Below are 13442 nucleotides of genomic sequence, written 5' to 3' on the forward strand. Positions count from 1 at the left end.
CTCGATGCTGGGGGCGGCAACCATTGTGGTCGCCCCGCCGCCGCGGAGCGGTCAGGCGCGGGCCAGCAGCATGCCGCCCATCGTCACCATCGTCGCCGCGACGAGCCCGTCCAGGACCCTCCAGGCCGACGGGCGGGCCAGGAACCCGCTCAGCAGGCGGGCGCCGTACCCCAGGGTGGTGAACCACGTCAGGCTGGCCGCGGCGGCGCCGATGCCGAAGGCCCACCGGAGGTCGCCGCGGTCGGCGGCGAGGGATCCCAGCAGCAGGACGGTGTCCAGGTAGACGTGCGGGTTGAGCCAGGTCATGGCCAGGCAGGTCAGCACGGCCCGGCGGGCGGAACCGGCCGCGGCGCCGTCGGTGCTCAGGGCGGCGCCCGGGACGGGCCGCAGCACCCGGCGGGCCGCGAGGACCCCGTAGCAGATCAGGAAGCCGCCGCCGGCGAGGCCGACGACCGTCAGCGCGGCCGGCCAGGCGGTGACGAAGGCGCCGACGCCCGCGACGCCGAGGACGATGAGGACCAGGTCGGACACGGCGCAGATGGCGACGACCGGAAGGACGGCGTGCCGGCGCGCCCCCTGGCGCAGGACGAACGCGTTCTGCGCGCCGATGGCGACGATGAGGGAAAGGCCGGTGCCGAAGCCCGCCAGGGCCGCTGTGGTGATGCCGTGTGTCATGCGTCCGACCGTAGGCGGCGACGTCTGTGCAGTACAGCTAAAGATTTTTACGTAGCATTAGCACTCGTGATGGACGAGCTACCTCTCGAACAGGTACGGACCCTGCTGGCGGTCGTGGACGAGGGCACCTTCGACGCGGCGGCGGCCGCCCTGCACGTGACGCCCTCCGCGGTGAGCCAGCGCGTCAAGGCGCTGGAGCAGCGCACGGGCCGGGTACTGCTGATGCGGACCAAGCCCGTACGGGCCACGGAGTCCGGGCAGGTGGTGGTCCGCTTCGCCCGGCAGCTGGCCCGGCTGGAGCGCGACGCCCGGGCCGAGCTCGGCATGGGCATGGCGGACGGGCGGGGCCCGGTGCGGCTGCCGGTGGCGGTCAACGCGGACTCGCTGGCCACCTGGTTCCTGCCGGCCCTGACGCGGGTGCCGCAGGACCCGCCGGTCTGCTTCGAGCTGCACCGCGAGGACGAGGCGCACACGACGGCGCTGCTGCGGGAAGGGCAGGTGATGGCCGCGGTGACCTCCTCGCCCGACCCGGTGGCGGGCTGCACGGTACGGGCGCTGGGCCTCGCGCGGTACCTGCCCGTGGCGAGCCCCGCCTTCCTGGCCCGGTACCTGGCCGGCCCACGGTCCCTGGCCGACCGGCTGCGCGGGGCGCCGGCCATCGTGTTCGACCGCCGGGACGAGCTGCAGGACAGGTTCGTACGATCGCTCGCCGGCGCGGACGCGGAGCCCCCTGCCGGTGCCGTGCGGCACCACGTGCCGACCTCGGAGGGCTTCCGCGACGCGGTGGCCGCGGGACTCGGCTGGGGGATGGTGCCGCAGCCGCAGGCCGAACCCCTGCTGGCGACCGGGGAACTGGTGCTGCTGACCCCCCGACGGCCGCTGGACGTGCCGCTGTACTGGCAGCAGTGGAAGCTGGACTCGCCCGCCCTGGCGGCCGTCGCGGCGGTGATCGTCCGGGCGGCGGAGGAGGCGCTCCTGCCCGCGACGTGACGCCCTAGGGTGTGTCCATGGACTCCTACACGATCGGCCAGGCGGCCCGGCTGCTCGGTGTGAGCGTCGACACGGCGCGCCGCTGGGCGGACGCCGAACGGTTCCCGACCCGGCGCGACGGGCTGCGGCGGATGGTCGACGGCCCCGACCTGGCGGCCTTCTGCGTGGAGCTGGCGAAGGAGGGGGCGGAGGAGGAAGGGGCCCCGTACACCTCGGCGCGCAACGCCTTCCCGGGGATCGTCACCGCCGTGAAGCTCGGCACGGTGGACGCGCAGGTCGAGATCCAGGCCGGGCCGCACCGCGTGGTGTCCCTGCTGACGCGGGAGGCCGTGGAGGAGCTCGGCCTGGAGGTCGGGGCGCGGGCGGTCGCCCGCGTCAAGTCGACCAGCGTCTTCGTCGACCGGGCCTGACGCGGCCGGGAGCCGCAGGCGCGGGCGCGGCCCCTCGTGGTGTGCGCCGAGGAGCGCGCGGGGCGGCGGTGGCAGACTGGCCGCTGATCCGCCGAAGGGAAGTACCCCGTTGTCCATGTTCAGCAGCCTGCGCCAGGTCGTGCGCCGCGGCTACCGCCGGGCCGTCGACCTCAGCCACCCGGCCCGTTCCCCGCTCGGCAGCGCGGTCGTCAACTGCGTGGTCTACCGCGACGGCGTCCGGCAGGACGGGTGCGCCGACGCGGAGGAGGCGCTGCGCCGGGTCCGCAAGAGCGGCGACGCCTTCGTCTGGATCGGCCTGCACGAGCCGTCCCAGGAGGAACTCGCGGGCCTGGCGGAGCTGTTCGGGCTGCACCCCCTCGCGGTCGAGGACGCCGTCAACGCGCACCAGCGGCCCAAGGTGGAGCGCTACGACGACACCCTCTTCGCCGTGTTCAAAACGGTCCGCTACGTCGAGCACGAGGAGCTGACCGCGACCAGCGAGGTCGTCGAGACCGGTGAGCTGATGGCCTTCACCGGCCAGGACTTCGTCATCACCATCCGGCACGGCGGGCAGGGCACCCTCGGGCCCGTCCGCGAGGCCCTCGAAGCCGCACCGGAGCAGCTCGCGAAGGGGCCGGCCGCCGTCCTGCACGCGATAGCCGACCACGTGGTGGACGACTACGTGGCCGTCACGGACGCCGTGCAGAGCGACATGGACGCCGTCGAGACCGCCGTCTTCAGCGAGAACGGCGCCCGCGGCGACGCGGGCCGGATCTACCAGCTCAAGCGCGAACTGCTCGAACTGCGCCGGGCGGTGGCGCCACTGGGCCGGCCGCTCCAGCTCCTCGCCACCCAGCCGATACCGGTCATCCCGCCCGAGATCCGCGCCTACTTCCGCGACGTGGCCGACCACCTGACCCGCGCCACCGAGCAGATCACCTCCTACGACTCCCTGCTCGACTCGATCCTCCAGGCCCACCTCGCGCAGGTGACCGTCGCCCAGAACGAGGACATGCGCAAGATCACGGCCTGGGCGGCGATCGTCGCCGTACCCACCATGGTCTGCGGCGTCTACGGCATGAACTTCGACCACATGCCCGAGCTGCACTCCACGTACGGCTATCCGGCCGTCCTCGTCGTCATGGCCCTGGCCTGCTACGTCATCCACCGCGGCTTCCGGCGCAACGGCTGGCTCTGAGCCGCGCCCCGGCGGCCGGGGCGGCCGGGGCGCCGGTCACCGGCCCGGGCCGGCGGCCAGGCCGAGCAGCACCAGTGGCTGTGACGTCGGCCGCGCCGATCCGCCCGCCGGCTCCAGAGTGAGGCCGACCGCCGTGGCACGGCCCACCGGGCCGCTCATGAGGGTGCCGCCGTCGCCCGCGACGAGACCGGCCGGACGCATCACCCCGCCGTCCGCGAACCACAGCTGGTACGTCTTGCCCGCCGGCGCGGCCGGCAGTCCGGAGCCCAGGAACGCCGCCCGGTCCCGGGCCGCGCTGACGACCACGGCCGCCCTCGCGCCGGACGCCGACCGGCCGGTCACCGTACGGGCGTCGGGGGCCGTCAGCACCCCGGTCAGCTCCCGCAGGTCGTGCACCGCGCGGGCTGCCTCCCGGGCCTGCTCCCGCTGCCACAGCGCCGTGCCGCCCAGGGCCAGCGCCCCGGCCAGGCACGCCGCGAGGGCCAGCGGGAGCGCGCGTCTGCGCAGGGCCACGATGCCCCGCCGGACCGGGGGCTGCTGGCGCACCGTGTCGATGCGGGCCAGCACCTCGGCGCGCAGCGCGGGCGGCGGCGCCAGGGCGACCGCCGAGCCCAGCCGGGCCGCCGTGGCGCTGAACTCCCGTACCTCCTGCGCGCACAGCGGACAGGAGGGCAGGTGGCGCGCGAACGCCTCCCGTTCCGCGGGTTCCAGCGCGTCCAGGGCGTAGGCGCCGGACAGCGCGTGCAACTGGTCGGCGCCGCCGCTCATACGGTGACCCCCATGCAGTCGCGCAACCGGATGAGCCCGTCGCGCAGTCGGGTCTTGACCGTGGGGAGCGGGGTGCTCAGGGACTCGGCGACCTCGCGGTAGGTGAGCCCGCCGTAGTAGGCCAGGTGGACGGCCTGCCGCTGCAGTTCGGTGAGCCCGCGCACGCAGCGGCGCACCTGTTCGCTCTCCAGCCGGATCTCCACCCGCTCGCTCACCTCGTCGTAGGCGCGCGTGTGCTCCCGCGCGGCGTTGTCCTGCTCGCGGGCCGTCGCGGCCTGCGCCGAGCGGACCCGGTCCACCGCCCGGCGGTGGGCGATGGTCATCACCCAGGTCATCACGCTGCCCTTGTCGGGGCGGTAGCGCGGCGCCTGGCGCCAGACCTCGATCAGCACCTCCTGGGTGACCTCCTCGGACTGCGCGCGGTCGCGCAGGACTCTGACGACGATCCCGTGGACGGGTCCCGCGATCACTTCGTACAGCTCGGCGAAGGCGTCCTGGTCGCCGCGGGCGATCCGCCCCATCAGGGCGGGGAGGTCCGGGCCGGAGCGTTCCGTGGGCGCGCCGAAGGTCACCGGTTGCTGCCGCACGCGGACCTCCTTGGGTGGCCGGGGAGGCCGTTTCGCGTACGGGTCATGGCGGGTCGTCCTTCCGGAGGGGGCGCGGTGCCCGGGTCGTCGCCAAGCATTCGGAACCGAAGGCGCCTGTGGATTGGATTGCTCCGGAAATGACAACGGGGGTTTCCGGCGCCCCCGTTGTCTGGTAGGAAAGTTTCCTAACGGAATCGGAAGCCTCAACCCCCGCATGGAGGCCTTGTGTTCACCCCCCACCGCAAGAGCAGGACCGTCGCCGTCGGAGCCCTCCTGGGCGCCGCCCTGATCGCCGTCCCCGTCGCCGCGCACGCCACCGCGGCCCCCACCGCACCGGCGGCCGCGGCAACCGCCGCCAAGGCGACGGGACTCGACGACCCGGCGAAGAAGGACATCGCCATGCAGATCGTCTCCAGCGCCGAGAACTCCTCGCTGGACTGGAAGGCGCAGTACAAGTACATAGAGGACATAGGCGACGGACGCGGCTACACGGCCGGCATCATCGGCTTCTGCTCGGGCACCGGCGACATGCTCGACCTCGTCGAGTACTACACGCAGGTCAAGCCCGGCAACGTCCTCGCCAAGTACCTCCCGGCCCTGCGCAAGGTGGACGGCACCGACTCGCACAAGGGCCTGGACCCGAACTTCACCAAGGACTGGGCGAAGGCCGCCCAGGACGGCGAGTTCAAGAAGGCCCAGGACCACGAGCGCGACCGCGTGTACTTCGACCCCGCCGTCAAGCAGGGCAAGTCCGACGGGGTCGGCACGCTCGGCCAGTTCATGTACTACGACGCCATCGTCATGCACGGCGACGGCACCGACTCCACCAGCTTCCGCAACATCCGCAAGCGCGCCCTGGGCAAGGCCAAGCCCCCGGCCCAGGGCGGCAACGAGACCACCTGGCTGAACGCCTTCCTCGACGCTCGGGTCTGGGCGATGAAGCAGGAGGAGGCGCACAGCGACACCAGTCGCGTCGACACCGCCCAGCGGGTCTTCCTCAAGAAGGGCAACCTCAGCCTCGACACCCCGCTCGACTGGAAGGTCTACGGGGACTCCTTCCACATCGGCTGAGCCGTGTGCGGCGACCCGGACCGGACGCCCCTCCCGGCCCGGGTCGCCCACCCCGCCGCCACCGCCGCGGCCGCCAGCCCGTACACCACCTGCACCGTCGCACCGCCCAGCAGGCGCGGGGCGACGTACGCCACGGCGCCCGCCACCGCGACCCCCAGCCACTCCGCGCGACCGTCCAGCGCCACCAGCGCGACCAGCAGCAGCGCGTACCAGGAGTACCCCGGGGTCGTCAGCAGGAACGCGGTACCGGTCACCGTCAGCGCCCCGCTCCACGGCCGCAGCGGATCACCGCGCCACCAGACGTACGCCACCACCGCCACCATCCCCACCGCCACGGCCGGCACCGCCCAGGACACCGGGAGCACCAGCCGCAGCAGCGCGTACCGGCCGCCCGCGCCCGGGTCCTGGTACCCCTCCTCCTCGGCATAGCCGCCGAGGTACCCGAAGACGGACGAGCGGGACACGAGGACGTACGGCAGGTAGGCCACCCCCACCGCCGCGGCCGCCGGGAGCAGCAGGGCGGCCGCGTCCCGCCACCGCCGTACGCCCGCCAGCGCTCCCGGCAGCAGTACGGCGGGCAGCAGCTTCGCGGCGACCGCCAGCCCGAACAGCACCCCGCCCGCCGCCCGGCGGCGCACCACCACCCCCAGCGCGGCCACCGACAGCAGCACCGCCAGACCGTCCACGTGCGCGTCGTTCACCGCCTCCACCGCGACCGCCGGGCACCACGCCCAGTACGCCGCCGCACGGGGATCCGCGCCCGCACGCCGCCGGACCAGCAGCAGGACCCCCGTGACGCCGAGCGCCGTCAGCGCGCCACCGGCCTGGAGCGCCTTGTGGCGCACCCCGGGCGGCGACAGGACGTGCACGAGGGCGAAATACCCCTCCGCGACGGGCGGGTAGATGGTGTGCACGGCCGGCCGGTTGATGCGGGTGCACACCCCCGGCTCGACGGCGGCCCGGTCCGGCCCGGCGCAGGCCGCCCGGCCGTGCGGGAAGAGCCAGCCGTCGCGCAGCCCCCGCAGGGCCGGATCCGCGGGGGCGTGGTCGTACGGGGAGATCCCGGCGGCCTGGACCCGGCCGTCCCAGGCGTACCGGAAGGAATCGGTACTGGTCAGCGGAGGCCCGGCCAGCCCCACTGCCGCCACGGCCAGCGCACCCGCCAGCACCAGCGGGACGACACGCCGCTGCGGGACGCGGCGCAGCGACCACACGGCCGCGGCGAACAGCGCCCAGGCGGCGGCGTACCACCACAGGAGTCCCGCCGGGTCGGCGTAGTGGCCCGCGTCGCGGACGGCGGGCACGAGGACGGCGGTCAGGGCGGCGAGCAGCAGCGCGGTGACGACGGTCCAAGTGCCGTGGCGGGCGCCGCCATGGGCGCGGTCACGGGGGCGGTCAGGGGGCTCGTTCATTGCGCCAGCCTGCCAGCGGGGGCCCGCGCCCGGCACGTGACCTGCCCGACGTCCGCGTTCCGTAAGGTGTCCATCGGCCCGCGCGGGTCCCCGCGGCGGTGTGATGGAGGGCATGACTTACCCCACCCCGCGCAGCCGCCCGCGGCCCCGGCCCGGCCGGCTGCCCTCCTTCTCCGGCCGGCTGCACGACGCCCGTACCGCCACCGCCGTCGGGCGGTGGCTCGGCGCGGCCTTCGCCGTCTGTTTCGTCACCGGACTGATCAGCCACTACCTCCAGCACCCGCCGTCCTGGGCGGCGGACGCGCTGCCCGCCCGGCCGGTCTGGGGCTACCGGCTCAGCCAGGGCCTGCACGTCGCGACCGGGCTCGCGGCGCTCGTGTTGCTGCCGGCCAAGCTGTGGACGGTGTACCCGGCCCTGTTCGTCTGGCCGCCGGTGCGCGGGGTGCGGCACGCGCTGGAGCGGCTGTCGGTCGCCGTGCTGGTGGCGTCGGCGGTCCTGGAGGTGTTCAGCGGACTGCTCAACATCGTCGAGTGGTACCCGTGGCCCTTCGGGTTCGTCCAGACGCACTTCGCGCTGGCCTGGGTCGCGGCCGGCTCGATCCTGCTCCACATCGCCGTCAAGGCCCCCGACATCACGGCGCATTGGGGCCGCCGCTCACCCGGGACGCTCGCCCTCCCGGCGCAGGACGGCCCGGACCGGCGGGCGCTGCTCCTCGGCGTCGGCGCCGCCGTCGGTGTCGTCACGCTCACCACCGCCGGGCAGGCCTTCACCCCGCTCGCACGGCTGGACCTGCTCGCGCCCAGGCACCCCGGCGCCGGGCCGATGGGACTGCCGGTGAACCGGACGGCCGCGGCCGCCGGGATCACCGCCGGGGCACTGGAGGACTGGCGGCTGGAGGTGATCGGCCCGGATCCGTTCCGCCTGACGCTCGATCAGCTACGGACACTGCCCCGGGCGTCCGCCCGGCTGCCCCTCGCCTGTGTGGAGGGCTGGAGCGTGGACGCCCTGTGGAGCGGGGTGCGGATCAGGGACCTGCTCGCCAGGGCCGGCGCCCCACCCGGCGCCGGGCTGCGCGTCACCTCGCTGGAGACGTCCGGCGCCTACCGGGTGATGGAGATGGGCCGCGACTACGCCGAGGACCCGCTGACCCTGCTCGCGCTGGAACTCGGCGGACAGGTGCTCTCCCCGGACCACGGCTACCCGGCGCGGATCATCGCCCCCAACCGGCCGGGAGTGCTCCAGACCAAGTGGGTCACCCGCCTGGAGGTGCTGTGAAGACCTACCGCCGCACCCTGGGTTTCCTCGGGCTGCTGCTGATCGCCGTCGGGGCCCGGCTGGTGGCCGTACTGCCCGACCCGCTGGACGTACTCGTCTGGCTGGGCGGGGCGCTCGTCCTGCACGACGCGGTCATCGCCCCGCTGGTGCTGGGCGCCGGCCTGCTGACGGCGGCGCTGCCCGCGCGCGGGCTGCTGCGCGGGGCGCTGGTGACCGCAGGGGCGGTGCTGCTGGTCACCCTGCCGCTGCTGGTGCGGCCGGGCGGCGCGCCCAACCCGTCGGCGCTGCCGCTCCCGTACGGGAGGAACCTGCTGCTGGTCCTGGGGGCGGTGGCCGTGGCGGCCGGGCTCCTCGCGGCGGTCTCGGCGGTGCGCTCGCGCCTCCGAGACCGCCGCGAGGCGTGACGGGCTCCGGCCGTACGCACGTACGCACGTATGCTCCGGGCCATGGTGGTACTGGAGCGGCTGAGGGCCGACCACGCGGACGCCCTGTTCGCCTTCGAGCGGGCCAACAGGGCCTACTTCGCCCGCACCGTGCCGGACCGGGGAGACGCGTACTTCGCCGGTTTCGCCGACCGCCACCGTGCCCTGCTCGCCGAACAGGAGGCGGGGGCCTGCCACTTCCACGTCGTGATCGACGCCGAGGGGGAGCTGGTCGGACGGATCAACCTCGTGGACGTCCTGGACGGGAGCGCCGAACTCGGCTACCGGATCGGCGAGGCCGCGGCCGGCCGCGGACTGGCGACGGCGGCGGTCGGCGCGGTCCGACGACTGGCCGCCGGCCCGTACGGGCTCCGCACACTCACCGCGCTCACCACCCTCGACAACCCGGCCTCCATGACCGTCCTCACCCGCAACGGCTTCACCGCCACCGGAGACACCCGCGTCGACGGCCGCCCGGCCATCCGCTACGCCCACCGGCTGCCGCGGCCGTCACCGGGCACCGCAACGGCCTGACCGGGCACCGGAGCGAGCGGGTCAGAAGCGGACCGGCCGACGCGGCGGGCGGGTACGGGTCAGTTCCACGAACACCCGGTCCCGGGCCGCCCAGTGGTGGGCCGGGGTCCAGCCGGAGGCCCGCGCGTGGGCGGCCAGCGCCGCCGTGCCGACGCGGGCCCAGGAGAACGGGGAGCCGAGGCCGCCCCGGCCGTCCGCGACGCGGACCTCGCAGCGCTCGTCCACCTCCACCTCCGCGCACTCGACGACCAGCGTCCCCGCCCCGGCCAGTACCTCGGCCATCCGCCGCAGCAGCGCCGCCGGGTCGCCGCCGATGCCGATGTTCCCGTCGATCAGCAGCGCCGTGTCCCAACGCCCCTCGCCGGGAAGGGGGTCGAAGACCGACCGGTGCAGTGCCGTGCCGCCCGAGCGGGCCGTACGGGCCACCGCCTCCGGGCTGACGTCGATCCCCAGCGCGCGGTGCCCCCGGGCGGCCAGCGCCGACACCAGCCGGCCCGGACCGCAGCCGATGTCCAGGACCGCCCCCCGGCAGCGGTCGAGCACCGTCCGGTCCGCCCCGTCGGGCTCCTCGCACCAGCGCTCCACGTCCAGCGGCAACAGCCAGCCGTCCCCGCGCCGCAGGAACAGCGGCCCGCGACCGCTGCGCAGTGCGACGGTGTACGGGTCCGCGGTCCAGGCCGCGGCCGCGACCACCCCCCGCGCGCTCATCGGCGGACCGCCGGGACGAGCCGCGCCAGGCGGGCGGCGAACGCACCCGCCGGGGCGTCGGCCGCCACCAGCCGGGCGTCCTCGGCGCTGTCCACGTCCCGCAGCACCGGCAGCCGCCCGATCCGCAGCCCGGCCGCTCGCAGCCGCTCGTACTGGACGGCGCCCGTCACCGGTACGGACATCGGCACGCCCCGCAGCAACCGGGGATCGGGCACGGCCAGACCGAGCGCCCAGAACCCCCCGTCCACGGCCGGCCCGAACCACGCGTCGTACTGCGACCAGTCGACCGTCAGCAGCTGGGGCGTGACCTGCGGGGTGTCCATCCCGATCAGCAGGGCCGGCCCCGTGCACCCCGCGAAGGCGGCCGCGAGCCGCTCGTCCAGGCCCCCGGCCGCCTGCGGCACCACCTCGAACCCGGGCGGCAGCCACGGACCGGGCCGCCCCTCCAGTACCAGCACCCGTCGCTCGGCGGGGGTCCGGGCCACCGCCTCCAGGGTGTCCGCCAGCGCGGCCTCCGCCAGCTCGGCCGCCCCGGCGGCGGTGAACGGCGGCGTCAGCCGGGTCTTGACCCGGCCCGGCAGCGGCTCCTTCGCGATCACCATCAGCGTGCTCACCGCGCACCCCCGGCCACCGGTCGGCCGGCGGCGGGCTCCGCCAGCACCCGGCTCATGTCCCGCACCGCGTGCCAGGTGCCCCGCCAGGTGCCGGTCACCTTCGACTTCCCGGACCGCGGCAGGTACGGCACGTCCACCTCCCGGACCCGCCACCCCGCGTCGGCCGCCCGTACCACCATCTCCAGCGGGTACCCCGAGCGCCGGTCGGTCAGGTCGAGCCCCAGCAGGCCGGTCCGCCGCGCCGCGCGCATCGGGCCCAGGTCTCGCAGTTCCAGCCCGGTCCGGCGGCGCAGCATCCGGGCCAGCGCCAGGTTCCCGGCCCGGGCGTGCGCGGGCCAGGCGCCCCGGCCCTGCGGACGGCGCCGGCCCAGCACCAGATCGGCCTCGCCGGCCGCCACCGCCGCCACGAACCCGGTCAGCAGCCCCGGGTCCAGGGAGGCGTCGCAGTCGCAGAAGCAGACGACTTCCGCCTCGGCGGCGAGCAGCCCGGCGTGGCAGGCGGCGCCGAACCCGCGCCGTTCCTCGCGCACCACGGTGGCGCCGAGCCCGCGGGCGATCCCGGCGGAGCCGTCGGTGGAGCCGTTGTCCACGACCAGGGTCCGCCAGCCGGCGGGGATGCGGTCCAGCACCCAGGGCAGGGCCTCGGCCTCGTTCAGACAGGGGAGTACGACGTCTACGGTCGCGGTCATGGTCACGGGTCCACCGTAGGAAGCCGGGGGCCCGGATCGGGCCCGCCACTCCTTACGGAACGCGGACGTCTCCCCGGCCGGGCCGGGGCGCGGCCCCGGGCCGGGGCGCCGGATGGGAGGCTGGACGGCATGAGCATGGAAGCACCCCCCGCCCGGGTCCTCGTCGTGGACGACGACCCGACCGTCTCCGAGGTCGTCGCCCAGTACCTCAGGCGCGCCGGGTTCACCGTCGAGGAGGCCGGTGACGGGCCGTCCGCCCTGGACCGCGCCGGGCGGGTCCGCCCCGATCTGGTGGTCCTGGACCTGATGCTGCCGGGGCTGGACGGGCTGGAGGTGTGCCGCAGGCTGCGCGAGACCGGTCCCGTACCGGTGATCATGCTGACGGCCCGGGGCGACGAGGACGACCGGATCGCGGGCCTGGAGGTGGGCGCGGACGACTACGTGACCAAGCCGTTCAGCCCGCGCGAGCTGGTGCTGCGCGTGACGTCCGTCCTGCGGCGCAGCAGGGCCGCCGCCGGACCCGTCGGCGCACCGGGGACCCTCGCGGGCGCCGGGATCACGCTCGACCCCGCGACCCACCGCGCCACCAAGGGCGGACGTGAACTCACCCTGACCCTGCGGGAGTTCGACCTGCTCGCGCACTTCCTGCGGCACCCCGGGCGGGCGCACGGCAGGGAGGAGCTGATGCGCGAGGTGTGGGGCTGGGACTTCGGGGACCTGTCGACGGTGACCGTGCACGTACGGAGGCTGCGTGCCAAGGTCGAGACCGACCCGGGCCGGCCGCGGCTGATCCAGACGGTGTGGGGCGTCGGCTACCGCTTCGACCCCACCGGCGCCACGGAGCTGCCCGACCCCGGTGACCCCCCGGGCGCCGCCGACCCCACGGCCCCCGGCGGGGCCGCCGACGCGCAGTCCGCCGCGACGGGTCGGACGGCATGACCGACACCCTGCTCATCGCGCTGTTCGCCCTCGGCGGGGCCGCCTGCGCCGGGGTGCTCGGCGCGGGCGTCCTGCGCCTGGTGCGGCACCGCTCGGTCGCCGTCTCGCTCACGGTCGTCGCCGCCGTCACCGTCACCGCGATGCTGGCCGGCACCCTCGCCGTCGCCCAGGCCATGTTCCTGTCCCCGCACGACCTCGGCGTGGTCACCCTCGTCGCGGCGATGGCGGCGGTGGTCTCCCTGGGGACCGCGCTCCTGCTGGGGCGGTGGGTGGTCGCCCGCAGCAGGGAACTGTCCCGCGCGGCACGCGACTTCGGTGACGGCGGCAGCTTCGCGGCCCCGCCCGGCCAGACCACCGCCGAACTGGACGCGCTGTCGCGCGAGCTGGCGGCCACCAGCGCCAAGCTGGCCGCCTCCCGGGAGCGGGAGCGGGCCCTGGAGACCTCGCGGCGCGAGCTGGTGGCCTGGATCTCGCACGACCTGCGGACCCCGCTGGCGGGACTGCGGGCCATGTCGGAGGCGCTGGAGGACGGCATGGCCGCCGACCCGGCCCGCTACCACCGGCAGATCCGCACCGAGGTCGAGCGGCTCAACTCGATGGTCGGTGACCTGTTCGAACTGTCCCGGATCCACGCGGGCGCGCTCTGCCTGACCCCGAGCCGGATGTCGGTGTACGACCTGGTCGGGGACGCGCTGTCGGGAGTGGACCCGCTCGCGCGCGCACACGGGGTCCGGCTGGTCGGGGACACCGTCGAGCGGGTGCCGGTGGAGGTCGACGGCAAGGAGATGACCCGGGTCCTGGCGAACCTGCTGGTCAACGCGATCCGCCACACCCCGGCCGACGGGACCGTCGCCATCGCCGCCCAGCGGCAGGCCGGGGCGGTCGTCCTGTCCGTCACCGACGGCTGCGGCGGCATCGCGGCCGATGACCTGCCCCGGGTCTTCGACACCGGCTGGCGCGGCACGACCGCCCGTACCCCCCCGGCCGGGGCGGGCCTCGGCCTCGCCATCGTCCGTGGCATCGTCGAGGCCCACGCCGGGCGCGCCACGGTCCACAACGTCCCGGGCGGCTGTCGCTTCGAGGTGACGCTGCCGCTCACGGCGTGAGGTCCCCCGCCCGGGACGGCACACCCATACCGCCATACGGCTA

General features: G+C 75.3%; 16 protein-coding genes. 9 read left to right on the forward strand and 7 right to left on the reverse strand.

The window, feature by feature from the left end:
• Positions 1-51 precede the first annotated feature (51 nt).
• Positions 52-675, reverse strand: a complete 624-nt coding sequence (locus OHA81_RS26575; protein ID WP_329199928.1) for a LysE/ArgO family amino acid transporter — start codon at positions 673-675, stop codon at positions 52-54.
• Between the two features lie 69 nt (positions 676-744).
• On the opposite strand from OHA81_RS26575, the gene OHA81_RS26580 reads away from it, so the two are divergent.
• The 3 genes from OHA81_RS26580 to corA all read left to right on the forward strand — a co-directional run bounded on the left by OHA81_RS26580 (position 745) and on the right by corA (position 3273).
• Entirely contained in the window at positions 745-1665 is a 921-nt protein-coding gene (locus OHA81_RS26580) for a LysR family transcriptional regulator ArgP (RefSeq protein WP_329199930.1), read from the forward strand.
• Between the two features lie 17 nt (positions 1666-1682).
• Positions 1683-2075, forward strand: a complete 393-nt coding sequence (locus OHA81_RS26585) for a TOBE domain-containing protein (protein WP_329199931.1) — start codon at positions 1683-1685, stop codon at positions 2073-2075.
• A gap of 115 nt (positions 2076-2190) precedes the next feature.
• A complete protein-coding gene (corA, locus tag OHA81_RS26590) occupies positions 2191-3273 on the forward strand; it encodes a magnesium/cobalt transporter CorA (protein ID WP_329199933.1) in 1083 nt (360 codons plus the stop codon).
• Positions 3274-3309: 36 nt separating this feature from the next.
• Here corA and OHA81_RS26595 read toward each other — a convergent pair whose 3' ends face one another.
• Both OHA81_RS26595 and sigK read right to left on the reverse strand, forming a co-directional pair.
• Complete coding sequence (locus OHA81_RS26595) at positions 3310-4041, reverse strand: anti-sigma factor (RefSeq protein WP_329199935.1); 732 nt, start codon at positions 4039-4041, stop codon at positions 3310-3312.
• A complete protein-coding gene (gene sigK / locus OHA81_RS26600; protein WP_443056798.1) occupies positions 4038-4562 on the reverse strand; it encodes an ECF RNA polymerase sigma factor SigK in 525 nt (174 codons plus the stop codon). Before sigK ends, OHA81_RS26595 begins: the two co-directional genes overlap by 4 nt.
• A 291-nt stretch (positions 4563-4853) precedes the next feature.
• Here sigK and OHA81_RS26605 point away from each other — a divergent pair, with 291 nt between their 5' ends.
• Complete coding sequence (locus tag OHA81_RS26605) at positions 4854-5699, forward strand: chitosanase (protein ID WP_329199939.1); 846 nt, start codon at positions 4854-4856, stop codon at positions 5697-5699.
• On the opposite strand, the gene OHA81_RS26610 is transcribed toward OHA81_RS26605, so the two are convergent.
• Positions 5672-7111 carry a glycosyltransferase family 87 protein gene (locus OHA81_RS26610; protein ID WP_329199941.1) on the reverse strand — a complete coding sequence of 480 codons (1440 nt, stop codon included), beginning with the start codon at positions 7109-7111 and terminating at the stop codon, positions 5672-5674. The two genes, OHA81_RS26605 and OHA81_RS26610, sit on opposite strands and share 28 nt — an antisense overlap.
• A gap of 112 nt (positions 7112-7223) precedes the next feature.
• Here OHA81_RS26610 and OHA81_RS26615 point away from each other — a divergent pair, with 112 nt between their 5' ends.
• Genes OHA81_RS26615 through OHA81_RS26625 form a run of 3 tightly spaced genes read left to right on the forward strand, consistent with a single transcriptional unit; the run spans position 7224 to position 9343 of the window.
• A complete protein-coding gene (locus OHA81_RS26615) occupies positions 7224-8387 on the forward strand; it encodes a molybdopterin-dependent oxidoreductase (RefSeq protein ID WP_329199943.1) in 1164 nt (387 codons plus the stop codon).
• The gene (locus OHA81_RS26620; RefSeq protein ID WP_329199945.1) at positions 8384-8791 is read left to right on the forward strand and encodes a hypothetical protein; all 408 of its coding nucleotides are present in this window, start codon (positions 8384-8386) and stop codon (positions 8789-8791) included. Before OHA81_RS26615 ends, OHA81_RS26620 begins: the two co-directional genes overlap by 4 nt.
• Before the next feature lie 42 nt (positions 8792-8833).
• Positions 8834-9343: a GNAT family N-acetyltransferase gene (locus OHA81_RS26625; RefSeq protein WP_329199947.1), complete on the forward strand. Its 510-nt coding sequence runs from the start codon at positions 8834-8836 to the stop codon at positions 9341-9343.
• Between the two features lie 21 nt (positions 9344-9364).
• On the opposite strand, the gene OHA81_RS26630 is transcribed toward OHA81_RS26625, so the two are convergent.
• From OHA81_RS26630 to OHA81_RS26640, 3 genes are read right to left on the reverse strand one after another with little or no spacing between them, the layout of a single operon-like run.
• Positions 9365-10051, reverse strand: a complete 687-nt coding sequence (locus OHA81_RS26630; RefSeq protein ID WP_329199948.1) for a class I SAM-dependent methyltransferase — start codon at positions 10049-10051, stop codon at positions 9365-9367.
• Entirely contained in the window at positions 10048-10665 is a 618-nt protein-coding gene (locus tag OHA81_RS26635; protein ID WP_329199949.1) for a TIGR04282 family arsenosugar biosynthesis glycosyltransferase, read from the reverse strand. Before OHA81_RS26635 ends, OHA81_RS26630 begins: the two co-directional genes overlap by 4 nt.
• The gene (locus tag OHA81_RS26640) at positions 10662-11354 is read right to left on the reverse strand and encodes a glycosyltransferase family 2 protein (protein ID WP_329199951.1); all 693 of its coding nucleotides are present in this window, start codon (positions 11352-11354) and stop codon (positions 10662-10664) included. Before OHA81_RS26640 ends, OHA81_RS26635 begins: the two co-directional genes overlap by 4 nt.
• 129 nt (positions 11355-11483) lie before the next feature.
• On the opposite strand from OHA81_RS26640, the gene OHA81_RS26645 reads away from it, so the two are divergent.
• Positions 11484-12293: a response regulator transcription factor gene (locus OHA81_RS26645; RefSeq protein WP_329199952.1), complete on the forward strand. Its 810-nt coding sequence runs from the start codon at positions 11484-11486 to the stop codon at positions 12291-12293.
• Positions 12290-13399 carry a sensor histidine kinase gene (locus OHA81_RS26650; protein WP_329199954.1) on the forward strand — a complete coding sequence of 370 codons (1110 nt, stop codon included), beginning with the start codon at positions 12290-12292 and terminating at the stop codon, positions 13397-13399. Before OHA81_RS26645 ends, OHA81_RS26650 begins: the two co-directional genes overlap by 4 nt.
• The last annotated feature ends 43 nt before the right edge of the window (positions 13400-13442 follow it).

Origin of the sequence: Streptomyces sp. NBC_00667 (assembly GCF_036226825.1) — a bacterium.
GTDB lineage: Bacteria > Actinomycetota > Actinomycetes > Streptomycetales > Streptomycetaceae > Streptomyces.